A 25,426-nucleotide genomic window follows, 5' to 3' on the forward strand; every position below is an offset into this window, starting at 1 on the left:
GATGTAGGAGCGCGCTTGCGCGCGATCGCGCGCAAGCGGGATCCTACATGGGCTTATTCTTCTTCTGTCGCGCCGGGGATGGTTTCTTTTTCTACGTCGAGGTGCGACGCAGCGAGCGCTACCTGCGTGCGGTTGGATACACCGAGCTTGCGCATGATCGCGGTCATGTGCGCCTTGACCGTGGCTTCGGAGACACCAAGATCGTAAGCGATCTGCTTGTTGAGCAAGCCTTCGGCAATCATGTTCAGCACGCGGAACTGCTGCGGCGTGAGCGATGCAACGCGCGCGGCCACATCCGCCTCATCGGGCTTGAGTTCCACTGTGCCGCCCATCAGCTGATGCGGCAACCACACATCGCCATCGAGCACCGTGCGCACCGCCTGCACGATGTCATCCACCGCAGCCGATTTCGGGATGTACGCCGAGGCACCGTGTGCGAGTGCGCGCCGAGCCACCTGCGCCTCCTCATGCCCCGAGACGACGATGGTCGGCAAACCGGGATACTGCCCACGGATGTGGGCGAGCGCGGAGTACCCGCGCGCGCCCGGCATGTGCAGGTCCATCAGCAGAAGATCCGCTTCCGGCATCGTTTCGATGAGCGCGAAAAGCGCAGGCACACTGTCGGCCGTATGCACGGTGGCATCCGGCAGGGCCGCTACGACCGCACGCTGCAAGGCGTCACGGAATAGCGGGTGGTCATCGGCGATGAGGACGTCGCTCACTTGATCAGTCTTTCTTCCACGAGGTTCTTCACCACGCCCGGATCGGCCAGCGTCGATACATCGCCCAGCTGGTCGGGCGCGTTCTCAGCGATCTTGCGCAGGATGCGGCGCATGATCTTCCCCGAGCGCGTCTTGGGCAGGCCCGGTGCCCACTGCAGGTGATCCGGTGCGGCGATCGGGCCGATCTCCTTGCGCACGCCGGCGATCAGCTCCTTCTTCAGTTCATCGCTGCCCGCCTCGCCCGCGTTGAGCGTGACGAACGCATAGATGCCCTGGCCCTTGATATCGTGATGGCAGCCGACGACCGCGGCTTCGGCGACTTTCGGGTGTGCAACCAGCGCGCTTTCCACTTCGGCCGTACCAATACGGTGGCCAGAGACATTGATGACGTCATCCACGCGGCCCGTGATCCAGTAGTAGCCATCTTCGTCGCGGCGAGCGCCGTCGCCGGTGAAGTAGTTACCCGGGTACGTCTTGAAATACGTGTCGATAAAGCGCTGGTGATCGCCATACACCGTGCGCATCTGGCCCGGCCAGGAATCGGTGATCACCAGGTTGCCGCTGCACGCGCCTTCCTGCACCTTGCCCTCGGCATCGACGATGGCCGGCTTGATGCCGAAGAACGGCAGCGTGGCCGAACCCGGCTTCAGGTCGATGGCGCCGGGCAACGGTGTGATCAGGAAGCCGCCGGTCTCGGTCTGCCACCAGGTATCGACGATGGGGCAACGCTCTTCGCCCACCACGCGGTAGTACCAGTTCCAGGCCTCGGGGTTGATCGGTTCGCCCACGGTGCCCAGGATGCGCAGGCTCTTGCGCGAGGTCTTCTGCACCGGTGCATCGCCCTCGCGCATCAGCGCGCGGATGGCGGTGGGCGCCGTGTAGAACAGCGTCACCTTGTGCTTATCCACCACCTGCCAGAAGCGGCTGAAATCCGGGTAGTTCGGCACGCCATCGAACATGACCACCGTGGCGCCGTTGGCCAGCGGGCCATACACCACGTAGCTGTGGCCGGTGATCCAGCCCACGTCGGCCGTGCACCAGTAGATGTCATCCTCGCGCAGGTCGAAGGTGAGCTCGTGGGTCAGGCTGGTGTAGACCAGGTAACCGCCGCTGGTATGCAGCACGCCCTTGGGCAGGCCGGTGGAGCCGGAAGTGTACAGGGTGAACAGCGGATCCTCCGCGTTCATCGGCTCGGCCGGGCAATCGGTGGATTGCCCTTCCATCAGCGTGTGGTACCAGCGATCGCGTGGCGACTGGAAATGCACCGCACCGCCGGTGCGGCGCACCACGATCACGGTCTCCACGCTGTTGGTGTTCGGGCGTGTCAGTGATTCATCCACGTTGGCCTTCAACGGGATCTTCTTGCCGCCGCGGCAGCCTTCATCGGCCGTCACGATCAGCTTGGCCTTCGAGTCCGCGATGCGGCTGGCCAGGGAATCGGGCGAGAAGCCGCCGAACACCACCGAGTGGATGGCGCCGATGCGCGCACAGGCCAGCATGGCCACCGCGGCTTCCGGGATCATGGGCAGGTAGATGACCACGCGGTCACCCTTCACCACGCCCAGGTTCTTCAGGGTGTTGGCAAACTGGCACACCTCCGCGTGGAGCTGGCGGTAGGTCAGGGTGCGCGTCTCGTTGGGGTCATCCCCTTCGAAGATGATGGCGGTCTTGTCGCCGCGCTTCTCCAGGTGGCGGTCCAGGCAGTTCGCGGCCACGTTGAGCTGGCCATCCTCGAACCAGCGGATATGCAGGTCCGCGGGGTCGTACGAGACGTTCTTGATCTTCGTGGGCGGGGTGATCCAGTCCAGCCGCTCACTCATCTTCTTCCAGAAACCCTCCGGATCCTGGACCGATTCCGCGTACATACGCTGGTAATCGTCCTTACGGACACGCGCCTTTTCGGCGAAGGCGGGGTCAACCGGGTGGATCTCGGACATGCTGGCTCCTGCGTAACCATGGTTCGTGGGGCGTGGGCCCTGAGTGTAACGTCGCGGCGCAGCATCCGGATGCGGCGCACTTACGACTTTGGTCGAGGTTCGACCTTTGGCGAATGGATGCCGGGCCCCCTGTGCCACATGCTCGGCTCGCCAAGGGTTGGGGAGACCATTGATGAAGACCACGCATTCCGGTGGCCGTAAGGCCATCGCCTTCAGCGTTGCCTGTGCCCTCATGCTGCCGCTCGCAGCCATGCCGGACCTCGCGCACGCCCAGTCGAAAACGAAGAAGACCACTAGCCGCGAGGCGCAGCTGGAGCAGCGCGTGAACCAGCTGGAACAACAGCTGGCCGAGCTGAAGGCCATGATCCAGGAACAGAAGACGGCGACGACGGAGGCCACCACCACGGCCCAGGCGGCGCAGACCCAGTCGCAGGCGACCGAGGAGAAGGTCACCAAGGTCGAAAAGACCGTGGCGGCCGTACCGACCAAGCCCGCCTTCACCACCGGGACCACGCCGGGCGTCTCGCTGGCCCTGCACGGCTTCATCAACGTCAGCGGCTTCAAGCAGGATGGCAACTACCAGTACGGCAATGGCCAGAACGCGGAATACCCGCTGCCGGGGTCCAGCGGCAAGGCCAATTCCATCACCGGTGTGGACGTGCGCAACACCCGCTTCTGGCTGGATTTCACCGGCGCGAAGTTCAACGAGAACTGGTCGGGCTCCGGCCGTATCGAAATGGACTTCTTCGGCGGCTTCAACGGCACCGGTGCTTATGCAGGCTCACAGCCTGAGCAGCGCCTGCGCCAGGCCTACATGGATATCAGCAACGCCGATTCGGGCACCACGTTCCGCATCGGCCAGATGTGGCAGCTGCTGTTCCCTCTGGATTACGTCCCGCAGTCGCTCTCGCACATCGCATTCCCGCTGGGCTACGGCACCGGCCTGATCGGCTGGCGCTACCCGGGCATCGTGTGGATGCAGGACCTGAACAAGGGCTCCGAAGGCACCAAGTGGCGCTTCGACCTGGGTGCGTACGAGGGCAGCTGGAATGGCCCGGGTGCCACGACCAACTTCCTGACCGCCGGCAATGCGGGCTTCAAGCCGCAGATCCAGGCGCGCATCACCGCCAAGGGCAAGGACTGGCAGGCGTTCCTGGGCGCGCACTACAGCCGCGTCGACCTGCACGGTGTGGACGGCAACACGGTCACGCCGATCAAATCCAACATCAAGAGCACCGCCGTGGAACTTGGCGGTATGTGGACCCCGGGCAGCTTCATCCTGAAGGGCGCCCTCTACACCGGCAACGCCATCGGCCAGATGTTCGGCGACCTCTCGCAGTTCGGCGATATCAAGGACAAGGGCGCCTGGCTGCAGGCCGGCTACAAGTTCGACAAGCACTGGACCCTGTTCGCGTTCGGCTCGGTCAGCAAGCCGGACAAGGATGATGTGCTGCGCTGGCGCGCCGCGAACACGGCGGGCCTGCTGAAGGGCACGCAGCAAGCACTCAGCCTGCAGTACAGCACCGGGCCGTTCGACTTCAGTGGCGAGTGGATCCATTCCAAGATCAACTCCACCACCACCAATGGCCTCGGTCGCCAGGCGGATTCCGGCAACGAGTACACCCTCAACGCGATGTACAAGTTCTGACGGAGAGCAGCATGGCCACCACCGCACACGGCATGCGTGCCGACGGCAGCATCGGTACCAGTCACAAACGCGTGATCTTCGCGTCCAGCCTGGGCACCGTTTTCGAATGGTATGACTTCTATCTCTACGGCTCGCTTGCTGCCACCATCGGCAAGCAGTTCTTCACCGGCCTGAACGACACCAGCCAGTTCATCTTCGCGCTGCTGGCGTTCGCGGCGGGGTTTGCGGTGCGCCCGTTCGGTGCCATCGTGTTTGGCCGCATCGGCGATCTGATCGGTCGCAAGTACACGTTCCTTGTCACCATCATCATCATGGGTACCTCCACGTTCCTTGTGGGTGTGCTCCCCGGATACACGACGATAGGCGTGGCCGCACCCGTGCTGTTGATCGTGTTGCGCCTGTTGCAGGGCCTGGCCCTGGGTGGTGAGTACGGTGGCGCAGCAACGTATGTGGCCGAGCATGCACCTGACGGCAAGCGCGGTCTCTATACGAGCTTCATCCAGATCACCGCGACGTTTGGCTTGTTCCTCTCGCTGCTGGTGATCCTGGGCACGCGCCTTGGCCTGGGCGCCGATACGTTCGATGCCTGGGGCTGGCGCATCCCGTTCCTCATCTCGGCCATCCTCGTCGGCGTGTCGGTGTACATCCGCATGCAGCTGCACGAATCGCCGGTGTTCCAGCAGATGAAGGCGGAGGGCAAGCACTCCAAGGCGCCGCTTACCGAGGCGTTCGGCCAGTGGAAGAACCTCCGCCTGGTGATCCTGGCCCTGCTCGGCGCCACCGCCGGCCAGGCCGTCGTCTGGTACACGGGCCAGTTCTACTCGCTGTACTTCCTGACCCAGAGCCTGAAGATCGATGCCACCACGGCGAACCTCCTGATCGCCGCCGCCTTGTTCATCGGTACGCCGTTCTTCGTGTTCTTCGGCTGGCTCTCTGACCGCGTTGGTCGCAAGCCGGTGGTGCTCGCCGGTTGCCTGATCGCCGCGCTCACCATGTTCCCGATCTTCAAGGGCCTCACCCACTTCGGTAACCCGGCCATTGAAGCAGCCGCCGCCAACGCTCCGGTCGTCGTCACCGCCGACCCGAACGCGTGCAGCTTCCAGTTCGATCCGGTGGGCAAGCACACGTTCACCAGCTCGTGCGACGTAGCCAAGAGCGTGCTGGCCAAGAAGGGCATTCCGTACAGCAACGCGGCCGCACCGGCCGGAACACTTGCGACGGTGAAGATCGGCGATGAGGTGATCGAATCGTTCGAAGGCGCGGGGATGGACAAGGCCGCGTTCACTGCCGAGCAGAAGGGCTTCACCAGCAAGGTGGATGACCAGCTGAAGACCGCCGGCTACCCGGCCAAGGCGGATCCTGCGCAGTCCAACTACCCGATGCTGGTGGTGTTGCTCGCGATCCTGGTGCTCTACGTGACCATGGTCTATGGCCCGATCGCCGCGTGGCTGGTGGAGATGTTCCCGACGCGCATTCGCTACACGTCCATGAGCCTGCCGTACCACATTGGTAACGGGTGGTTTGGCGGCTTCGTACCGACCATTGGCTTCATGCTGGTGGCGTACAAGGGCGATATCTACTACGGGCTTTGGTACCCGGTGGTGGTGGCGTTGATGACGTTTGTGGTGGGGTTGTTCTTTGTGCGGGAGACGAAGGACGTTCCTCTGGAGCATTGAGATCCACGCCGCGAAAACCCCCCAACAAAAAGGGCCCGCCGGATAAACCGGCGGGCCCTTCTCATTCCACAAGGCTAACGCTTAGAACGCCACGCGCACACCCGCAGTCACGCCATACGCCGAGCGACCCGAACCTTCTTCAGCGGTCAGGCCGCCATAGAGGTAGGTGCTCTTCGCCAGGCGCATCGTGCCGTTCGCATTCACCTGCACGAAGCCGCGACCCACACCCGGTGCGGCGGTGTCGAAGCGCTGGCCGGCCATGGTGTTGTTCACGGTCGGGTCGAGCAGGTTGCCGGTGTCGGCGCCCACGGCGACGCCGGCGCGCCAGGTCAGCGTGGTGGCCAGCGGATCGGCTGCCTTCGAACCCAGCGTCACGCCCGCGAGGACGCGCGTACCGGTTTCGGAGAGCTTGTCGAGCGACAGTGCGGCGACCGAGGTACCGCGTTCGGACGTCGCATCACGCTCCACCTTCTGCCACACCGCGCTCACGTATGGCTCGATGCGGTTACCGGCGGCGGTCTGCATGGGCATGCGCAGGGTCGCGCTGGCCATGGTGTCCTTGCCCGAGGTACGCGTATCCAGCGTGCCGTTGCCCATCGGATCGGCGCGACGCGTCGACCAGTCTGTGGTGCCACGTGCCGCCATGCCATCGAGCACGAAAGCGCCGAGCGACTGCTGGGCGTACACGATGCCCGAGTTACCGCGGATCGAACCCGAACCGCCGTGGGCGATCACGTTGGTGTCGTGGTGCGTCGCAGCCACGCCGATCACCGTGCCATTCGAGGCGAAGAGATCCACGCCGGCCGTCGTGCGGTCGGTGCCGGTCTCGAAGCCGCTGCCCTGGCCATCGGCGATGGAGCGGTTGCCGTCGCGGGTGACGTTCGCCCATGCGTTGTGTGCCGTGTCGGTCGCCTGCACGTCGGTGCCCAGGTGGTCGCTCACGTCGCGCTGCATGCCCAGGCCCGCATTACGCGCGGCCGCGGCTTCATCGGCGTGCACTTCACCCGAAAGGCTCTTCACCATCGTGCCGACCTGGTTGGCGCCCAGTGCCGATACCGCGTACAGCAGCGTGCTCTGCGCGGCGGTGGCCGTGCCGGCATCCTGCGCCGTCACCGCACCATCCAGCGCGCCCGCGGCGGCCAGGCCATTGCGCTTGGCCGACGCACCGAGCAGCTGGGCGTACGACACCGGGGTCACACGCAGGTCGATGCTGTGACCACCGTCCACGCCATAGAACGCGAGGAAGCGTGTGTTCGCGGCAAGACCGTCGGTCGGCTGCGTGATGGAGGTGAAGTAGCCGGTGACGCCACCTTCCGCAGTGACGATGCGGTACGTGGTACCGAGCGCCGCCGTGTAGGTGTTGGTCGCGTTGCCGGTGATGCCGCGCAGCGTCGGGGCCAACGTGCCGTTGGCGACAAACTGGTTGCCGGCGCCGGTGACGAGCACGCGCGAGTAGTTACCCGCACCGTTGCCCGTGCCCTGGCCATCGATATCGACCTCGAGCGTTGCGCCGGCCTGCATGGTGACCGTGCCGTCCACCGTCAGCGTGCCCGGCGAGTTACCGGCCGCCAGGGTGCCTTCCACGTTCACCGGGCCGCTGATGTGGCCGGTGCCGCGCAGCGTACCGGCGGCATCCACCTGCACGAAGGCGCTGTTCAGGTCGCCGTTCGCGCTCAGGATGCCATCCTGCACGCAGGTGCCACTGCCGAGGTTGGCCGAACCGGTGAGGCTCAGCTTGCCCTTGCCCGACTTCACGAAGCAGGCATCGCCCGCAGCGGCCGCCAGGTTGCCTGAGAGCACCGTGGTGGTGCCGGCATCCACGTTCACGCCGGAGTTGCCGCTGATGATCACCTGCTGGCCGGTACCGAGCGTGGCCACCGTCTGCAGCGTGCCGCCCTGGAGCAGGATCTGGCCCGTGCCGAGCGACGAACCGGAGTCGATGCGGATGACACCGCCGTCGATCAGGGTGCCGCCGGTGAAGGTGTTGTTGCCGCTGACGATCAGCGTACCGCCGCCCAGCTTCACCAGGCCACCGCTGCCGCTCATGTCGCCCTGCTGGTTCAGGGTCACGCCATCGAGTGTGGTGATGCTGGCGCCGTTGGCACCGATCACGATATCGCGGTCGGTCGTCATCGTCTTGGTGACGGTGAGGTTGCCGCCGTTGATCGCGATGTTGTTCGAGGCCGCACCGAGGTTGGCATCGGACGAGATCTGCAGCGTACCGCCGTTGATCGTGTTGCCGCCCGTGTAGGTGTTGTTGCCACCCAGGATCAGGGTGCCATCGTTCACCGTGGTGCCGCCGCTGTGCGAGGCCACGCCGTCGATCTCGAGCGTGCCTTCGCCGTTCTTCACCAGGCCCGACACGCCGATGACGTTGCCGGTGGCGGTGACCTTGGTCGCCGCGTCGGTGTTGAACGTACCCGTGCCATCAAGCGTGATGTTGCGCGCGGTGGTGAAGCTACCCGTGGTGTGCAGCGTGCCGCCCATCAGGTCGATGCTGTTGGATGCCGCGCCGAGGTTCGCATCCGAACCCACCTGCAGCGTACCGTTGCCGATGAAGTTGCCGCCGGTGTACGTGTTGTTGCCGGTGAGTACCATGGTGCCGTTCAGCACATACGTGCCGCCCGTCTGCGATGCCACGCCGTCAACTTCAAGGGTACCGGCGCCGCCCTGGGCGAGCACGCCGCTGCCGGAAACCGTGCCGGACGTGACCATGCGGGTGCCCGCGTCAGTCGCGATCAGGCCATTTCCATCAAGTACGAGGTCACGGGTGGAATTGACGTCGCCCGTGGTGTGCAGGATGCCGCCGTTGAAGACGAGGTTGCCGCCGTTGCCGAGGTTGTTGTCGCTGGCAATCTGCAGGGTACCGTCATTGATCCAGGTATCGCCGGTGTAGCTGTTGGCTTGGTCGAGCACCAGGGTGCCGTCGCCGCTCTTCACCACCGGGCCAAGGCCGAGGATCTCGCCGCTGCTCGTGGTCGTCGTGTTGCTGTCCACATCGAAGTTGATACCGCCGAGCAGAGCGACCTGCTTTGTGGTGTCGACATCACCCGTGGTGTGCAGCGTACCGCCGGCCACGATCAGGCCATTACCCAGCGCCGAGCCGAGGGCGTTCCCGCTGTTCACTTCAAGGGTCGTGCCGCTGTTGATAACGGTCGAACCCATGTAGCCGTTGTTGCCGTTGAGCACGAGCGTGCCGTCGTTGACCACGACGCCACCGGTCTGGTTGGCGTCGCCATCGATGCGCAGCGTGCCGTCGCCATTCTTGTAGATGGTGCCGTCGCCCGACACGTTACCGGTCGTTGCGAACGTGGTACCGGAGTCGGTGGTGAAGTGGCCGCCGTCCACCGACAGCGCGATGTTGCGTGCGGAATCGACATCGCCGGTCGAGTGCAGCGTGCCGCCGTTCAACGTGACGCTGCCTGCGGCATCGCCCAGGTTGCCATCGTTGGCGATCTGCACGGTGCCGCCATTGGCAACCGTGGTGCCACCGGCGTACGTGTTGGTGCCATTGAGTACGAGCGTACCCATGCCCGCCTCATACACGCTGCCCGTGCCATCGACCGTGCCGTTGAGCGTCAGCGATTCGCCGCCGTCGTTCACGAACACGCCGCCGTTACCGGTTACGTGGACATCGCGCGACGTGGTCACCGAGTCGGTCGTATAGAGCGCGCCACCATTGAGCGAGAGATCGCCCGAAGCAGCACCCAGGTTGGCGTCGCTCGAAATCTGCAGGCCCGCGCCGCTGTTTACGACGGTGCCACCGGTGTAGGTGTTTGCCGTGGAGCCGAGCACCAGTACGCCGCTATCGACGACGGTCTTGCCATCCTGGGTCAGTGCGCCGGTTTGGTCGAGGATGCCCGAACCGCTCTTGATGAAGTCACCATTGCCCGAGACACCGCCGGCGTTATCAAACGTGGTGTTTGCCGCGGTATTGATCGTGCCCGAGCCCGCCACTTCAGTGGCGCGGGTGGACGACATATCGGTGGTCGTGGCGAGCGTGCCGTCGTTGAGGGTAAGGCCGCCGGTGCCGAGCGCGCCGTCGTTGTTGATCGCGACGGTGCCGCCGTTGCTCACGGTCGTGCCGCCACCGTAGGTGTTGGTGCCGGTGAGCACTTCCGTGCCGCCGCTAACGTTCACGCCACCGGTGCCACCGATCGTACCGGTGAACGTATCGTGCGCGTCGGTCAGGTTCAGGTCGTTGCCGCCCAGGAGCACGCTGCCGTTGCCTGCCAGCGAGGTACCCGTGGTGTCATGGGTCGCGGCCGAGGTATCGAGCGTCGCGCCGGTATCGACAGTGATGTCGCCCGTGCCGATCGTGCCCGCGCCATCCAGGGCAAGCGTGCCGCTATTGACGGTGGTGTTGCCGGTGTAGGTGTTGGCTTGGTCGATCGTGACCGTGCCGGTGCCCCTCTTCACGACATCGCCGGTGCCACTGATCGTGCCGTCGAACGTGCCATCGGTGTTCTGGTTGAAGGCGACGGTGCCGCTGTTATCGATGGCACCGGTAAGGCTGCCGGTATCGCCCTGCAGCGTGCCCTGGTCGACATCGATGCCGCCGGTGAGCGTGGTCGGACCGGTAAGGACCAGCGTGCCGTCGCCGGTCTTGGTCAGGGTGCCGTTGCCGTCGAGGCCGCCGGTGAAGGTCACGTCACCGTTGCTGGTATCGACTGTACCGCCGCCGCTACGCACGGTGACGTCCTGGCCCTTCGTCACATCCGTCGTGGGCTTGAAGGTGCCGTCGTTGAACAGGATGGAGTACTCGTAATTGAGTTCCGGATCGACCTCGGTATACGTGTTGCCACCGATCATCGGCACGCCGTTCAGGTCGGCGCCGGTGATCGTGAGCGTGTTGGTCAACACTGGTGCCCAGGGGCTCCACGACACGGACGGGTTTGCAATCGGCACGTAGGTGTACGTGTAGGTGCCCGGCAAAAGGTCGCTGAACGACACACCCTGCCAGGTCTGTACGGGGCCTTCGCCCGTCTCGTTATCGGGGGTGAGCGTGCTGCCGTTGATGGAGTCGGCGTAGAAGTTGTTGACGCCGTCCTCGAGGCCGTCAGGCGTCGACGTGGCGCGCTGGCTGAAATCGACCAGCTCGCTGTAGCCGTTCGGGCCGGTCAGCTGGAATTGACCCTCAAAGCCAGTCGCCTCGGTCGGCGCATGATACGTGCCGTACCAGAACGTAAGGTTGCCGCTTCCGTTGTTGGTGTAGCCCACCGAGATGGTATGCGCGTTCGCGAACGGCAAACCGCACAGTGCGAGCGCGGCACCCAGTGCTACGCGCTTCAGCGTGGTCGATGCAAACGAACCGCCGGCGGCAGAACGGCCACCCTTGGCGGCGGAGCGAGCGTGCTCGGAAACGACAACAAGCTGGCCGATCGTCTTGTTCCAGACGATGCGAAAAATTCTATTCATGGGAAATGCAAAGTCCTGTCAGTGGTGGGCGCCCCCCCTGTCGATCGCTCTGGTCCTCCCTGATCGATGACAGCTGCCCTTGGTCGGGAGCGGGGGCCTATCAGCAAGTTGCGTGCCATGCCTTGTGAAGATTGCGTTACAACTGCTTAGGCAGTGGAAGCCATGGCAGCGGGTGACGAGGCAGGTCGTTATGTGACGTAGTTCACATTCGTGATGACCGAATATGAGTAGGAATTTTCGGCAATAGATCAAGGAATGGCCGAATCTCACACCTCGAAACGGCCGATAGTTCGTGATTGGGATCAGATTTCGAACAAAAGAGACCCTTTCGCCAGGTCGCGCGCCCTGAGATTCGGATGGTATACATTTGTACGATGACCCAGCCGATCCCCATGATCCGCCCCCACAAGGGCCGCGGCGCCGCCTCCAACCCGGAGGGCCGGTTCGAATCCACCCGGTACCAGGCCGAAGACGACGGCTGGCACCGCGAGGAAGATGATCGTCGCCCGGCTACCACCGTGAGCCAGGAAGTCGCCCGCAGCGTCGTGTCACGAAATGACTCGCCGGATGTAGGCTTCGATCAGGCGATCAACCCGTACCGGGGTTGCGAGCACGGGTGCATCTACTGCTACGCCCGCCCCTCCCACGGCTACCTAAACCTCTCGGCTGGCCTGGACTTCGAGACGAAGCTGTTCGCCAAGACCAACCTGGCCGAGATCCTCCGCGACGAGCTGGCCAAGAAGAACTACACCTGCAAGCCGATCAATATCGGCAGTAACACGGATCCCTACCAGCCGATCGAGAAAAGCTGGCGCCTCACCCGTGCCGCGCTGGCGCTGCTGAATGAGTGCAACCACCCGTGCACCATCGTCACCAAGAACGCGCTGATCGAACGCGATATCGACATCCTCGCGCCCATGGCCGAGCGCAACCTGATCCAGGTGTTCATCTCGATCAACTCTCTGGACAACAAGCTCGCGTCAAAGCTGGAGCCACGCGCGTCGGCGCCGCACCGGCGGTTGCAGGCGGTGAAGACGCTGCATGATGCTGGCGTGCCGATCGGTGTGCTAGTTGCGCCGATCATTCCGGCGCTCAATGAGAAGGATGTGGAGGGGATTATCGAGCGTGCTGCGGCGAATGGAGCCAATTCGATTGGCTACACCTGCGTGCGCCTGCCGCATGAGCTAAAGCAGCTTTTCCGCGAATGGCTGGACCTCCACTACCCCGACCGCGCCGCGCACATCATCAGCCTGATCCAGCAGATGAATGGCGGGAAGGACTACGACTCGAACTTCGCCACGCGCATGCGCGGGCAGGGGATCTTTGCGGACATCATCCGTAAGCGGGTGCAGGTGGCTTCGCGCAAGGCGGGGCTGCATCGGGCTTGGGATACGGTGTTGGATACGTCGCAGTTCGTGCCGCCGCGGATTCATTCGCCGCAAGGGGAACTTTTCTAGAATGCTGAGGCGTCGAGTCTTACGAGGCAATCCGTCTGCACTTGCGCCGCATCATCCGAACGAGCTAGGTGTCGGTCTGAAGGTTGGTGTCCTGGTCATGCCTGTCAACTCGACGACGCATGGATGCATATCCGCTTGCGACGATCAGCGCGCCCGAAGCGACTAGCAATGAAATGGAAAAGTCGTGGTGCTTTGCGAAGAATGCGTCGGCAACAAGAGGACCAACAATCAGTCCCGAACCATATGCCGTGCTCATCAGTGCCATCACGTTGTAGCGCACCTGGTGTGAAACCCGTCGAGCAGCTGGGAGCACGATGGTAACGGTTCCCATGAATGCACCACCCACTAGAACGGCGCTAATGGCGTAGGTGGCGGCAGACGCGAAGAGTGCGGGAAGTCCAACGCCAATGCCCTGCACAAGGAGATTGATCGACAATGCGTACCGGGTACCAAGTCGGACATGCAGGGAATGCCACAGGAAGCTCGAAGGTATCGCCGCCACGCCGAAGAGAGCCCAAACGTGAACGGGGTTCACGGCGCCTAATGCACCGCGGACAAACAAAGGAAGGTATGTTGCAGTGATGCTTCCGCCAAAACCAGCAAGCATATAAAGCAAGGCAAGCTTACGTACGGTGAGAGGTACGGCATCAATCCATGTCGCAGCGATGGTTGTCCTGGATAGGCCATGCCTGCGGTGCGACCGTCCCATGAGGACAACAGAAATTATCGTCAGCACAATAGACATGGAAGTGATCACAAGCCAGATGAGCCCGCTATGCAAGCCAAGCGATCTACCAGCAGCAATCACTTCCGCCGAAAGTGCTGTGCCGACGCCGACTCCCGCGTACAACAACGGCGCACTGTGAGTGTCGCCCTGGTCGTGCAACAGCCAGAATGAAGCGGCAACCATCGCCACTGCGCTTGCCAGGCCGGCACCAGCGCGAACAAGAATCAACATGACGGGGCCGAGCGGCATAGCCAGCGCAAGACAAAAGATGACCGTTGCCACCAAGGCCGCGGTGCATTTGTGCCGAGCTCCAATAGAAGGAAACATGCCCGCAAACACCGCACCTATAAGGTAACCGGCATTATTCGCCGAAGCAGCCAACGATCCGGCGCTTACCGTCATCAGGCCCTCCTGCACCATCTGCGGATACAGGCCGGTAAACGCGAATCGGCCTATACCCATGCCTACCACCAACGCGAGCGCCGCCGGGAAGGCCGCACGTGGTTCTTTGATGCTCATCATGCGAGATCACGTCATTCCCAGGTGAGCCGATAGCCTAGGGAACGTGATCTGAAATGGAAGGTCGCATAGACGCCCAGCGGCTGATCATTCATGCACATCGTCCAGGTCCAATCATGAACAGCTGTTATGGGAGCAATGATTTACACCGACGTCGAAGTGGCGGACCGAAACGTCGCAGGTGGTTAGCTAAGCCTGCGCATTTATGATCAACCGACGATCGTGAAATCCGAATGGTATGAGGCTGCGGCGCTACGCAACATTCGTTGCTGTGGACGTCGTCCGCACCACCGCATACAACTACGAGGATACTTTCGTGAATCGCTTTTCGCGCACACGCACCAAGTTGTTCCTGAACGCTCGTTCGATCTCCGCCCTTCTTGCTCTCTCGTCACTCGCGCCCATGGTGGTGAATGCCGCTGATTCGGTGCCAGCCGAACATCACGAAGAGAAATCGCAGGCCAACCAACAGATAAGTGTCACGAAGATCAGCCCGGCCTATTGGCAGGTCACGTTCCACAATCCTCCGTTCAATATCTTCGGGCCCGAGTCGATCCCGCAGTTCGAAAAGGTCGTGGCGGCTATTGAAACCGACCCTCAGCTCAAGGTGGTTGTTTTCCAGAGCGACGTTCCAGGGTACTTCCTCACCCACTACAACTTTGTTCCGCCTCTTTCAGCATCGACGAGCCTGCCAAACGGACCGAGCCGCCTGCATCCGATCCCCGACATGCTGTCCCGTATAAGCCGCTCGCACGTGGTTTCCATCGCTAAACTACGTGGCCGAGTAACCGGTGTGGGCAGCGAACTTTCGCTTGCCAGCGACATGCGCTTCGCCGCGCGGGAAAACCTGCAGATCTCTCAGTGGGAAGTCGGCTCCGCGTTTGTTCCGGGCGGCGGCCCGATGGCTCGCCTTCCGCGCCTGATCGGCCGCGGTCGCGCGATGGAGGTACTGTTGAGTGCTGATAACTTCGACGGCGACACGGCAGAAAAGTACGGTTACGTGAACCGCGCTATGCCCGACGCACAGCTCGACGCCTTCGTCGACAAGCTTGCGCGTCGTATTGCGAGTTTCGACGGTGACACGTTGGCCGACGTGAAGCAAGCCGTCAACTACGCCACGCTGCCACCGGATTCGGAACTGTCTGCTGGGTGGGATCTGTTCATCCGCTCCGTGCAACGCCCCGAAGCCCAGTACCGTATCAACGCGCTGATGAAGCGCGGCCTCCAGACGGACCCGGAGGTGGAGCGAAACCTGAATCAGTACACCGAAGAAGTCGGCAAGCACTGAATCACTTTGCCAGGTTGTCCACGTCCCCCATTGACGCCGGTCATACCGCGTCAATGGGTGATTAAATAACGTGCAGCAAGCTACGAATCAGTGACCAGACTGCGTCGTAGGACGTCGAATGGTCTTCTTCATCCGCCACAATTGATAGCGCTCTTCGCCAGGTTTCACCAGGCCCATGAAATGCTCATTGAGCGCACTGGTTGTGAACAGGAGGTCGCCGTCCGGTGTCATCGAGATCGTGTCAGGCCAGTGAAGCGCGACGTCAGACGCCAGCAGCGTCATAGAGCTACCGGGGCGGTACTCGACAATGCCGTTACGCGTGAGGTCGGTGAGATATACATGGCCGCTCGCATCGGCGAGTATCCCATCGGTGTTTCCACCGACGTCGCCGAGATCGATCACGGCGGCAGAAAGCGCCACATCACTTGCATGTTCATCGCGCAGGAGATCTGCTGCCAGCGCGTAGGCATGTCGGCCGGTTGTCACCGCCCAGTAGAGTGTCTTGCCGTCTGCGGACAACGCAATGCCGTTGATCCCGACCTTCAAAGGATTGCCCGGGAGCACATCGTATCCATGGGCGACGAGCGTGACGCCGGGTTCTGGGCTTACATGGGTATCCTTATCGAGCGCGCGGCGTACGTGGCCTGATTGAAGGTCGACTACGATAATGCCAGGGTCACCGCCACGTACTCCGCTATCGGAGATGAAGGCCACCTTGCGCTTCTCGTCGACGGCGACGTCGTTGAGATAGCTGCCCTTGCGGTCAGCAACGGCATCCAGTGCCACGCGTTTCACCAGCTTGCCCGTTGCCGACTCGTAGACGACCAGCTTCTGTGCGCCCGCGGGGGCTTCGGATTCACCCGCAACAAAGCCCATATCCAACACCCACACCCACCCGTTGCGTTGGTCGACGTAAAAGCCGAGTACGCTGCGTAGGTGCGTAGCCGGATCGCCTGAGGCATCGTTCTCGCTACCGGAGGGGAAGGCTGTGAGGTGCGCGGAGCCCGAGGCTTGCGCGGTATCCAACAGGTTCAACGTCGCAGGCAATGCAGTGGTAATAAATCGCGGCGTGCTTGCGAATGCGCGTCCAGCCTTGTCGAAGTGCACGCCAGTAATCGGCGCATTAAGCGATACATCTGCTGGAGTGTCGGGACCCCAGGTGGCGCCATGGTAATCACGCCAGAGCACCGGCTTCGAGTAACTGGCCCCGGAATCGGCCCCCTGCGCGGCAAAAGTACAAATCACCGCGGCAAGCGCCGCAGTGCGGAACAAAATCTTCATGGTGATTCTCGAGTAAGGATGGCGGAATGCAACGGCGCGATGATCCCGCCGGCACCTTGACCCGAGTAGTGATGATCTCCGCTCAGTGGATGCGCGTAAACGCACAGCTGCTAGCTGGTATGGTGCTTCTCGCGACTTCGGTGCGAGCTGACCTTTGCCCTGTTTCCGCACTGGGCCATGTCGCACCAGCGGCGGCGACCGCCGCGCGAATGGTCATGAAACAGTAGCGTGCAGTCACTACCTGCGCACTGGCGAATACGCGACATATCGGGTTGCACAAGCAGAGCGGCGAGTGCCTCGGCAATTGGAACAAGGACGGCATCGGGCTCCTGTGTAGTACGGACCAGCTGCAACTCTGGCTGACCGCCGCGCTTCCATGCCAGCTGTTGGTGGATCTGGCCTAGTGCTAGCAGTCGGTTGAGTTCGGATGCATCGGCCCACCCGCCTTCAAGACGGCGCTCGACCAGCTTACGGGCGCTGTCGCGAAACCGGCGCGCGACGACCTTCAGTCCTAGCGTTGCCTTTACCGCGACATCCTGGTCAAGCGCTCCGGCTTGCTTGAGCCATGCCACCACAGCGGCATCGTCATTGAAGTAATCGCGCCTGCCTTCGCCCACGCCGTACGCGGAGTTTATGAAATCCAGGGCGAGGTTATCGCCGAGAAAGAGTGGGCTCTCGATGTGCTGGTCAGGATTCATGGGTGCGATCCGGGTGATGCGCTCATTGTAACCGTATATTGCGTCTTGACAGGTTACGCCGACAATGCGTAACCTTTAAAACGACAGATATAGGTTACATCGTGCTGGGCGCACCGCGCCCGCCTTCTTCATTGGAGCAAGTCATGAACCTCAAGACCCTGATCCTTGGTGCCGCGACCGCAGTAGCCGTTGCCGGAACTGCCGTGGGCGCCCCCGCGGCGAGTATTGCCACACCCGCCGTTACCTTCCACTACGTCAAGGTAGACGATGTAACGGTGTTCTACCGAGAGGCTGGCGACCCGCACAAGCCGACGGTATTGCTGCTTCACGGCTTCCCCACCTCCTCCTTCATGTACCGCAACCTGATTCCCAAGCTGGCCGATCGCTACCACGTGATCGCTCCAGACCTGCCAGGCTTCGGTTTCACGCAGAGCCCCGACCGAGCGCACTACGCCTACACCTTCGAACATCTGGCCCAGACGGTTGATCACTTCACCCAGATCGCTGGGCTCAAGACCTACGCGATCCAGGTATTTGACTACGGCGCACCGGTCGGTTGGCGCCTGGCCGTCGCACATCCCGAGCGCATCACGGCCATCGTGAGCCAGAACGGAAACGCCTATGAGGAAGGCCTGAGTACCGGATGGCAGCCTATCCAGAAGTACTGGAAGGACGGTAGCCAAGCTAACCGAGACGCCCTACGCGACTTCCTCAAGCTCGACGCGATCAAGTGGCAATACACCCACGGTACCCGCAACCCCGACGACGTGGCGCCCGAAACCTATACCCTTGACGCCGCCATGGTCAGCCGGCCGGAAAACACTGAGATTCAGCTCGACTTGTTCCACGACTACGCGAGTAACGTGGCCATGTATCCTAAATTCCATGAGTACTTGCGTGCGCACAAACCGCCTGTGCTGGCTGTCTGGGGAAAGAACGATCCGTTCTTCCTTCCCGCAGGTGCCGAGGCATTCAAGCGCGACGTGCCGACGGCTGAAGTTAAGTTTTACGACACGGGTCACTTTGCGCTCGAGACCAACGGCGATGAGATCGGCGATGAAATCCACCGCTTTCTTGACGCTAACCTGCGGCCATGAGCAATAAATAACGACAGCGGCTGATCAAATATGCACAGCGGCGGGGGGCCCCTCGCCGCTTAAAGTAATCCGGTGGCAGCCCGGCACGGGGAGCATCATTCAGTGAATGATAAAAAACGCGGCGAGGTCGATTGGGAAGATGTCCGCATCTTCCTGGCGCTGGCTCGGCACGGCAGCCTCTCAGCCGCAGCGCGGGCCCTTTCGGTGAACCACGCCACCGTGGCGCGCCGGATTCAGTCGCTTGAAGCCAGCATGGGGGAGCGCCTGGCCGAGCGACGTCCGGAGGGTTATGTGCTGACGGCGGCTGGCACCCGGATCATGGATGTGGCGAGCAATATGGAGACCGCCGCGCAAAGCCTGGGACGCGGCGGAGCGAGTGACACGCCGACCGGCCTGGTTCGCGTCAACGCACCCCCGGGCCTTGCCCAGGGCTTCCTTGTCAGGCACCTTGCCGACATCCCAGCCCGTCACCCTGGTCTGGATCTTGAGCTCGCGACGGACCTGCGCTCCATTAGCCTGGAGCGTCATCAGGCCGACATTGCCGTGCGCATAGGTCGCCCCATGGACGGTGATTTCATCGCGAAACCTCTTGGCCACATGGCGTTCGGCTTCTACGGCACCGACGAGATCTGTAGTGCGGTGGAACGGGGCGAGCGCAAGACAGTGATCAGCTTTAACGAAGAAAACGCTGATATGCCCGAGGCGCTCTGGATGGCACGGCACTTCCCCCGGGCAAGAGTTTCATTTCGTGCCAACAACCATGTCGCTCAGGCTGTCGCGGCGACCCGGGGTGCGGGGTTGGCCTTGCTTCCTCACTATGTCGGCCGTCTACAACCCGGCTTACGCCGTTGCGAGCTCGAGCCGCTACCTGCAAGCCGAGAGATATGGGTTCTCATGCGCCGCCAGGATCGCACCGATGTACCCATCCGAACGATCGTGGAACACCTGGAGAAAGTGTTCGCCGAGGCACAAGCACTCTTCGAGGATTGAGTGCACTCAGTTGAGTGGAGTGAATTCAAGGCGTATCCCACCAGGCATGCCACAGATGAAGTGCATGCGTGCGGATCCTGGACGTGTGGGGCCAGGTGGAAACTCGATAGTCACGCCAGGAAAGTTCGACACACGCGCGAAGACCGCATGCAAGGCGGCCTCGTCGGAGACGGCGATCGCCAGGTGGTGGAGGCCGACGTTTTTACGGCGATCAAATGGCGTCGCCTCGGTAGGAAACGCGACACGCCAAAGAGTCAGCGTGATAACTCCATCAGATACGAAACCTGCCGGATAGTCGTCGTTCCTGCCAAGGGACTCCCAACCCAGCGCATCGACGAAGAAGTCCATGGCGGTGTCAAGATCGGGAACGGCAAGGCCCACGTGGTGGATGCCACACGTTGCTGACTGAATCATGGTATCACTCGATAGGTCGGATGTGCTGAGCGTCGCATGGCGACCTCACGCAGGCAACGGCAATGCCCGTGTGCAGAATCGCTCAGCCGCTGCGCGTACCTCGTGTCTCTGAAGACCCGAAACAGCGCTTTATAGTTTGGGACAACACATAAACCCGAACGGTAAAAACGATGTCCGTGAATGTGAAGTACACCACCCGCGCTACCGCTACCGGCGGACGCGACGGCACTGCGCGCTCCGAGGACGGGCGCTTCGAGGCGAAGCTTTCCACACCCGCTGAACTCGGTGGTTCGGGCGGGGAAGGCACCAATCCGGAGCAACTCTTCGCCGCCGGCTACGCCGCGTGTTTCATCGGGGCGCTACGCCTCGCCGGTCGTACCATGAAGGTCGACATCCCGGCCTCGGTGAACGTAACAGCAACCGTGGGAATCGGCCCCCGTACGGAGGGTGGCTTCGGCATTACCGCAAGTCTCGTCGTTGACCTACCGGGTATTGATGCCACGGTGGCGAACGATCTTGTTGAGCTCGCGTACACAATCTGCCCCTGCTCGAACGCGACACGCAATAACGTGGACGTGGGCCTTTCTCTGGCGTGAGTGGGCGAGCCATGACGACGCGATTGCAGATAGATGTGGTTTCTGATGTGGCATGTCCATGGTGTGCCATTGGCGTCGCTAGCCTTGGGATCGCGATCGATAAAATTGGCGATGAGGCAGATGCGGAGATCACATTCCACCCGTTTGAATTGAATCCGAACATGCCACCTGGCGGACGAAGTCGGACGGATCACCTTCGAGCCAAATATGGGATGGAAGAGCTCGACGTGCGCGCGAATCAGGACAGCATCAAAGCTCGTGCACTCGACGTCGGATTCGACATGCGGCTGACGGAAACTAGTCGCATGTACAACACCTTCGATGCGCACCGGCTATTGGCATGGGCAAAAGAATACGGAAAGCAGCCGGACCTGAAGCGCAGGCTGTTTGTCCTGAACTTCACCGACCAGGCCGACGTCGGCGACTTCGACGTACTCATCGCTGCAGCCGAATCGGTGGGTCTGGACCGGGCGAAAGCACGCCAGGTGCTCCAGTCCCAAGCCTACGCTCTCGAGGTGCGTGCAGAAGAGGACGTATGGATCCGGCGCGGCATCAACAGCGTTCCCACGCTCGTGATTAATCAGCGATACGTCATATCCGGAGGACAGACGCCGGAGGAGTTCGAACGTCAGATCCGCCGCGTGCTGGATGGACCCTGATACGAAAGGAAGTGGCTAATCACACCTGTCGTTGTGCGTTTTCCAACCGCGACTGCGCAAAGAAAGGAAATTTTCGGAAAGAGACCGTGACCCTATGCTTGGGACATGTTTCGCACCAACCTTTCATTGACATATCTGGGCAGCTGCGCCGTGTTGCTTGAATACGGTGACCTAAGGGTCGTGACCGAGCCAGGATTGGCCGTATCCCGCGGACTTGCGCCATTTGAAACGTGCCTGATGAGCTCGGTAACGGGCGCGAGCCTCCTGATTACCGCGACGCCAGGAAGACGCACGCGAGCGCCGCGGTCTCCGGTCGACACGCTGGGCTTCGCCCTGGGGCGCGATCGACCCGGCGACCTTTTCTACGCTACTGGGAGGTCTGTGTGGTGCGACGAAATGGCCACGGTCGCAGACTGCTTTTCGCCCAAAGTGATTTTCACGACGATGGAAGGCGAGGGGCTGATCAACGTTTCCCGCGCATTCCCCGACGCGGTGATAACCGTCGCTGTCGACGATCAAAGCGATGAAGCGCGGCCTCGCCTGAAGGACATGGGTCGACCTATCACGCGCGACGAAAGGCCACCAGGCCTACGACTTCTCTATCCGGGGAAGAAGCTCTGTTTCAACATCGCCGCCTGACTGTGGCGGCTAGAACTCTCAAAACCACAAAAGGAACCATCATGTCTGACGTCAGGAAAGTTGCTGTTGTAACCGGCGCATCCCAGGGCCTCGGCGAAGGTATCGTCGACGCACTCCTCGCCCGTGGATATGGCGTCGTCGCCACGTCGCGAAACATTAAGCCTTCGAGCAATCCGAACGTATTGACGATCGCCGGTGACATCGGTGAGCCGGAAACTGGCAAGCGCATCGTCAAAGAAGCGATGGAGCGATTCGGCCGAATCGATACGCTGGTGAATAACGCAGGGATCTTTATCGCAAGCGCGTTTACTGATTACACCGAGGAACAGTACCGCGCGAAGCTCAAGACCAACCTCGACGGATTCTTCTTTACCACCCAGAACGTGATCCCAGTCATGTTGAAGCAGGGTAGTGGCCACGTCATCCAGATCACCACGACGTTGGTAAGCTACGCCGATACACGTATTCCGTCGGTCGTCGCCTCGATTACCAAGGGTGGCCTGGATGCTGCAACGCGTAGCCTCGCGATCGAATATGCCTCCCGAGGGATCCGCGCGAACGCCATCGCCCCTGGTATCGTGAAGACTCCGATGCATGCGCCCGAGACTCACGAGGCGCTCGCCGCTTTCCATCCAATGCAGCGCATGGGTGAAGTCAGCGATATCGCCGAGGCCGTGATCTATTTGGAGAACGCGCCATTCATCACCGGCGAAATCCTGCATGTCGATGGCGGCATGATCGCTGGCCATTGACAGACCCTTCTCTCGAGGAAACCCCCATGCCTATCGTGACGATCCAGGTTACCCGTGAAGGCACCCTGCCTGGAGCCGAGCGTACGACGCGCGAGCAGAAGGAAGCTCTGCACAAGGGCGTCTGTGACCTGCTGTTTGAGGTGCTGGGTAAGCACCCCGATGACACGTTCGTCGTCTTTCAGGAGATCGAGCTGGAGGACTGGGGGCGGGGAAGCTCATCGGTCATCGAATACCGAAAGAGGAAGGCTCAGCTGGTCTATTGAGCTGCCACGAGCATCTGCACGGCCACCGCACGACGTTGCGGTGGCCTATATGAGAGGACCTTTGCAATGACGACGCTATTTTCTGCGGGAACGATAGGCGCCATATCCGTCTCCAATCGGGTAGTCATGGCGCCCCTGACACGCGCACGTGCGGACATGGAAGGCCTTCCAAGCCGTTACGCCGCTCAGTACTACGCCCAGCGCGCCTCCGCGGGCCTGATCATCACGGAGGCGACCAACATCTCGAAGCAGGCACGTGGCTACGCCTATACACCGGGTATCTACACAGACGCGCAGATCGTTGCGTGGCGTGAGATTACTGAGGAGGTACATAGGGCTGGCGGAAAGATCGTACTTCAGCTCTGGCACACCGGTCGCATCGCTCATAGCAGCCTGCACGATGGGAAGCCCCCCGTTGCACCTTCTGAGATTCAGGCTGGCGACATGGTCTTCACCGAGGATGGCGCCGCGCGGCCAAGCATGCCTCGTGCCCTGGAGCTCGACGAGATCCCGTCGATCATCGACGACTACGTGCTTGCCGCCCGGCACGCGCGAGCAGCGGGCTTCGATGGCGTCGAAGTGCACGCGGCCAATGCTTATCTCCTGGACCAATTCATCCGCGACAGCACCAATCGGCGGACCGATGCCTACGGTGGATCCGTCGAGAATCGAACGAGGCTCCCGTTCGAGGTAACCAAGGCTGTCGCCGATGTGTTTGGCCCGGATCGTGTAGGGGTTCGTCTGTCACCGATTACCCGTGCCGTGGGCGATACCCCCTTGGATAGTGACCCCGTGGGCACGTACAAGCGGATGGCGGAGCGTCTCGGTACGCTCGGGCTGGCTTATCTGCACTGCGTCGAAGGCCAGACGCAGGGCGACAATGCAGCGACATCGTTTGACTTTCAGTCGCTGCGCCGCGCATTTGGCGGAAGTTATATCGCTAACAATAGCTATGATCGAACGCTTGCGGTAGAAGCGGTGGCGACGGGCCACGCGGATATGATCGCCTTCGGTCGCCCTTACATCGCCAATCCTGACCTGGTGGAACGCCTGCGCGCCCAGGCTCCAATGGCGGCAGGTGACGAGAAGACGTTCTACGGCGGCGGCGCGGCTGGCTATGTCGATTACCCCGCCCTGGACGGGGTAACCGCGAACGACTAAGGCCGGATCAGAGCACCTCGTAGACGTCGTATACCGGCCCTTCTGGCAGGCGTTTACCTGTACCGACGGCAACAAGGCGGTTGAGCCACGAGTGCTCAGCCGACCCGGTTTCGAACTGCGCGGTCATGCGGAAATAGTACTCCGACGGATCCACGTGGTCCCCTGCCCGTATGCGGGCGAGCACCTCAGGGCTGCCGGCGCGCATTCCCTGATAACGCATAGCGATCTGCGCTCCATCATCGGTCCGCAGAACGAGGCGGCAGTCGAGGAGCACGGTGCCATCGTCGATGATCGTCTGCCAATCTGAGCCACCTTCGAGTATGACGCCATTGAGTCGCGCCCCCGTGAAGTGGCCACCGGCGACGACGCCTACCTGCTTCGCAGGTGCGTTCGTGCTGTAAGGAAAGACGCCACTGACATGCATCTTGATTGTAAAGAGATGGCGAAGCGTGACGAGAGGCAATGTGGGGATAGTCGCGGTCATGGCGGCGGTTCCTAGGATTGGTTGGCGTGAATCTAAACAGCCATGCCACGACATGTAACGGCTGTACCTGCGCAGCGGCTGATGATTTTCGCACAGTAGTTTTCTAGTCGAATAAAGGATCAAGTCCATGACCGCACCAAACAACCAAAAGGTCTTCCTCATCACCGGGGTTAGCTCCGGGTTCGGGCGTTGCTTTGCAGAGGTCGCTCTGGCCGATGGGCATACTGTCATCGGAACAGTCCGGACCGAACATGACAAAAGCGATTTCGAGTCGCTTGTTCCCGGGCGATCGGTTGCCGTGCAACTGGAATTAAGCCAGTTGGATAGCATAGCCAGGGCCATTGACGGCGTAGTCGAGGTTACCGGCCCTATCGATGTGCTGGTTAACAATGCGGGATACGGCTACGAGGGCCCGCTGGAAGAATCATCGCTAGAAGACTTGCACCACCAATTCACCGTGAATGTCTTCGCGGCCGTGGCCATGATGAAGGCGGTACTTCCGTCCATGCGTGAACGCCGGCGCGGGCGGATCGTAAACATAACCTCGCTGGCCGGGTACGTCGCTGCGGCCGGTATCGCCTACTACGCCGGCAGCAAGTTCGCCCTGGAAGCGATCTCAGAAGCGTTGGCGCAAGAAGTGAGCGACTTCGGAGTCCACGTTACTGCGCTCGCACCTGGGGCGTTCCGTACCCAGTGGGCGGGCCGATCCCTCGTTCGCAACACTCGAAGCATCCCAGACTACGATGGTGTATTCGAACCGGTGCGCAGGGCGCGCATGGCGAAGGATGGAAACCAGCCTGGCAATCCTTATGAAGCGGCGCGCGTCTTGATGGATATCGTAGACAGCGATAACCCGCCTCGGCATCTGGTGCTGGGAAGCGACGCAGTGGAGACCGTTCGGAAGCAGCTTGGCGAGACTACACGGCAGCTCGATATCTGGGATCCGGTGTCCCGCTCTACCGACTACAACTGATCGTCGAATGAGCTGAGCATTCTTGCG

21 protein-coding genes are annotated in these 25,426 nt (G+C 61.8%); 13 read left to right on the forward strand and 8 right to left on the reverse strand.

Features of this window, described 5'->3' with window-relative positions:
• Positions 1-53: 53 nt before the first annotated feature.
• Positions 54-722, reverse strand: coding sequence for a response regulator transcription factor (locus L2Y97_RS00065; protein ID WP_247431313.1), 669 nt, complete (start codon positions 720-722; stop codon positions 54-56).
• On the reverse strand, positions 719-2,659 hold the full coding sequence (gene acs / locus L2Y97_RS00070; protein WP_247431316.1) for an acetate--CoA ligase: 1,941 nt from the start codon (positions 2,657-2,659) through the stop codon (positions 719-721). The genes L2Y97_RS00065 and acs overlap by 4 nt, the downstream gene beginning before the upstream one ends.
• Before the next feature lie 172 nt (positions 2,660-2,831).
• Here acs and L2Y97_RS00075 point away from each other — a divergent pair, with 172 nt between their 5' ends.
• Positions 2,832-4,307, forward strand: coding sequence for a hypothetical protein (locus L2Y97_RS00075; protein ID WP_247431319.1), 1,476 nt, complete (start codon positions 2,832-2,834; stop codon positions 4,305-4,307).
• Positions 4,308-4,318: 11 nt separating this feature from the next.
• Positions 4,319-5,983 (forward strand): MFS transporter, encoded by a 1,665-nt coding sequence (locus L2Y97_RS00080; RefSeq protein ID WP_247431321.1) that lies wholly within the window; start codon positions 4,319-4,321, stop codon positions 5,981-5,983.
• 81 nt (positions 5,984-6,064) lie between these two features.
• On the opposite strand, the gene L2Y97_RS00085 is transcribed toward L2Y97_RS00080, so the two are convergent.
• The gene (locus L2Y97_RS00085; protein ID WP_247431324.1) at positions 6,065-11,401 is read right to left on the reverse strand and encodes an autotransporter-associated beta strand repeat-containing protein; all 5,337 of its coding nucleotides are present in this window, start codon (positions 11,399-11,401) and stop codon (positions 6,065-6,067) included.
• A gap of 374 nt (positions 11,402-11,775) precedes the next feature.
• Between L2Y97_RS00085 and L2Y97_RS00090 the strand changes: the two genes are divergently transcribed.
• Complete coding sequence (locus L2Y97_RS00090) at positions 11,776-12,858, forward strand: PA0069 family radical SAM protein (RefSeq protein ID WP_247431327.1); 1,083 nt, start codon at positions 11,776-11,778, stop codon at positions 12,856-12,858.
• 64 nt (positions 12,859-12,922) lie between these two features.
• Here the strand turns inward: L2Y97_RS00090 and L2Y97_RS00095 are convergent, their stop codons facing one another.
• Positions 12,923-14,107, reverse strand: a complete 1,185-nt coding sequence (locus tag L2Y97_RS00095) for a YbfB/YjiJ family MFS transporter (protein ID WP_247431330.1) — start codon at positions 14,105-14,107, stop codon at positions 12,923-12,925.
• A gap of 313 nt (positions 14,108-14,420) precedes the next feature.
• Between L2Y97_RS00095 and L2Y97_RS00100 the strand changes: the two genes are divergently transcribed.
• Entirely contained in the window at positions 14,421-15,392 is a 972-nt protein-coding gene (locus L2Y97_RS00100) for an enoyl-CoA hydratase/isomerase family protein (protein ID WP_247431332.1), read from the forward strand.
• 87 nt (positions 15,393-15,479) lie between these two features.
• On the opposite strand, the gene L2Y97_RS00105 is transcribed toward L2Y97_RS00100, so the two are convergent.
• Both L2Y97_RS00105 and L2Y97_RS00110 read right to left on the reverse strand, forming a co-directional pair.
• A complete protein-coding gene (locus tag L2Y97_RS00105) occupies positions 15,480-16,673 on the reverse strand; it encodes a major royal jelly family protein (protein WP_247431335.1) in 1,194 nt (397 codons plus the stop codon).
• A gap of 110 nt (positions 16,674-16,783) precedes the next feature.
• Positions 16,784-17,371 carry a CGNR zinc finger domain-containing protein gene (locus tag L2Y97_RS00110; RefSeq protein ID WP_247431338.1) on the reverse strand — a complete coding sequence of 196 codons (588 nt, stop codon included), beginning with the start codon at positions 17,369-17,371 and terminating at the stop codon, positions 16,784-16,786.
• 143 nt (positions 17,372-17,514) lie between these two features.
• Between L2Y97_RS00110 and L2Y97_RS00115 the strand changes: the two genes are divergently transcribed.
• Complete coding sequence (locus tag L2Y97_RS00115; RefSeq protein ID WP_247431341.1) at positions 17,515-18,468, forward strand: alpha/beta fold hydrolase; 954 nt, start codon at positions 17,515-17,517, stop codon at positions 18,466-18,468.
• A 102-nt stretch (positions 18,469-18,570) separates the two neighbouring features.
• Positions 18,571-19,458, forward strand: a complete 888-nt coding sequence (locus L2Y97_RS00120) for a LysR family transcriptional regulator (protein WP_247431343.1) — start codon at positions 18,571-18,573, stop codon at positions 19,456-19,458.
• Positions 19,459-19,464: 6 nt separating this feature from the next.
• On the opposite strand, the gene L2Y97_RS00125 is transcribed toward L2Y97_RS00120, so the two are convergent.
• A complete protein-coding gene (locus L2Y97_RS00125) occupies positions 19,465-19,872 on the reverse strand; it encodes a VOC family protein (protein ID WP_247431345.1) in 408 nt (135 codons plus the stop codon).
• Positions 19,873-20,048: 176 nt separating this feature from the next.
• On the opposite strand from L2Y97_RS00125, the gene L2Y97_RS00130 reads away from it, so the two are divergent.
• The 6 genes from L2Y97_RS00130 (at position 20,049) to L2Y97_RS00155 (ending at position 23,942) form a co-directional block, all read left to right on the forward strand.
• Complete coding sequence (locus L2Y97_RS00130) at positions 20,049-20,468, forward strand: organic hydroperoxide resistance protein (protein ID WP_425492806.1); 420 nt, start codon at positions 20,049-20,051, stop codon at positions 20,466-20,468.
• Between the two features lie 11 nt (positions 20,469-20,479).
• Positions 20,480-21,127 (forward strand): DsbA family oxidoreductase, encoded by a 648-nt coding sequence (locus L2Y97_RS00135; RefSeq protein WP_247431351.1) that lies wholly within the window; start codon positions 20,480-20,482, stop codon positions 21,125-21,127.
• Positions 21,128-21,232: 105 nt separating this feature from the next.
• Complete coding sequence (locus L2Y97_RS00140) at positions 21,233-21,766, forward strand: hypothetical protein (protein WP_247431354.1); 534 nt, start codon at positions 21,233-21,235, stop codon at positions 21,764-21,766.
• A gap of 41 nt (positions 21,767-21,807) precedes the next feature.
• A complete protein-coding gene (locus tag L2Y97_RS00145) occupies positions 21,808-22,518 on the forward strand; it encodes an SDR family NAD(P)-dependent oxidoreductase (protein ID WP_247431357.1) in 711 nt (236 codons plus the stop codon).
• 26 nt (positions 22,519-22,544) lie between these two features.
• Positions 22,545-22,781, forward strand: coding sequence for a tautomerase family protein (locus L2Y97_RS00150; RefSeq protein ID WP_247431360.1), 237 nt, complete (start codon positions 22,545-22,547; stop codon positions 22,779-22,781).
• A 66-nt stretch (positions 22,782-22,847) separates the two neighbouring features.
• The gene (locus tag L2Y97_RS00155; protein ID WP_247431363.1) at positions 22,848-23,942 is read left to right on the forward strand and encodes an alkene reductase; all 1,095 of its coding nucleotides are present in this window, start codon (positions 22,848-22,850) and stop codon (positions 23,940-23,942) included.
• A gap of 7 nt (positions 23,943-23,949) precedes the next feature.
• On the opposite strand, the gene L2Y97_RS00160 is transcribed toward L2Y97_RS00155, so the two are convergent.
• A complete protein-coding gene (locus L2Y97_RS00160; protein WP_247431366.1) occupies positions 23,950-24,426 on the reverse strand; it encodes a DUF3237 domain-containing protein in 477 nt (158 codons plus the stop codon).
• Between the two features lie 127 nt (positions 24,427-24,553).
• Here L2Y97_RS00160 and L2Y97_RS00165 point away from each other — a divergent pair, with 127 nt between their 5' ends.
• Positions 24,554-25,399, forward strand: a complete 846-nt coding sequence (locus tag L2Y97_RS00165; RefSeq protein ID WP_247431369.1) for an oxidoreductase — start codon at positions 24,554-24,556, stop codon at positions 25,397-25,399.
• The last annotated feature ends 27 nt before the right edge of the window (positions 25,400-25,426 follow it).

Source organism: Luteibacter aegosomatissinici (assembly GCF_023078495.1).
GTDB lineage: Bacteria > Pseudomonadota > Gammaproteobacteria > Xanthomonadales > Rhodanobacteraceae > Luteibacter > Luteibacter aegosomatissinici.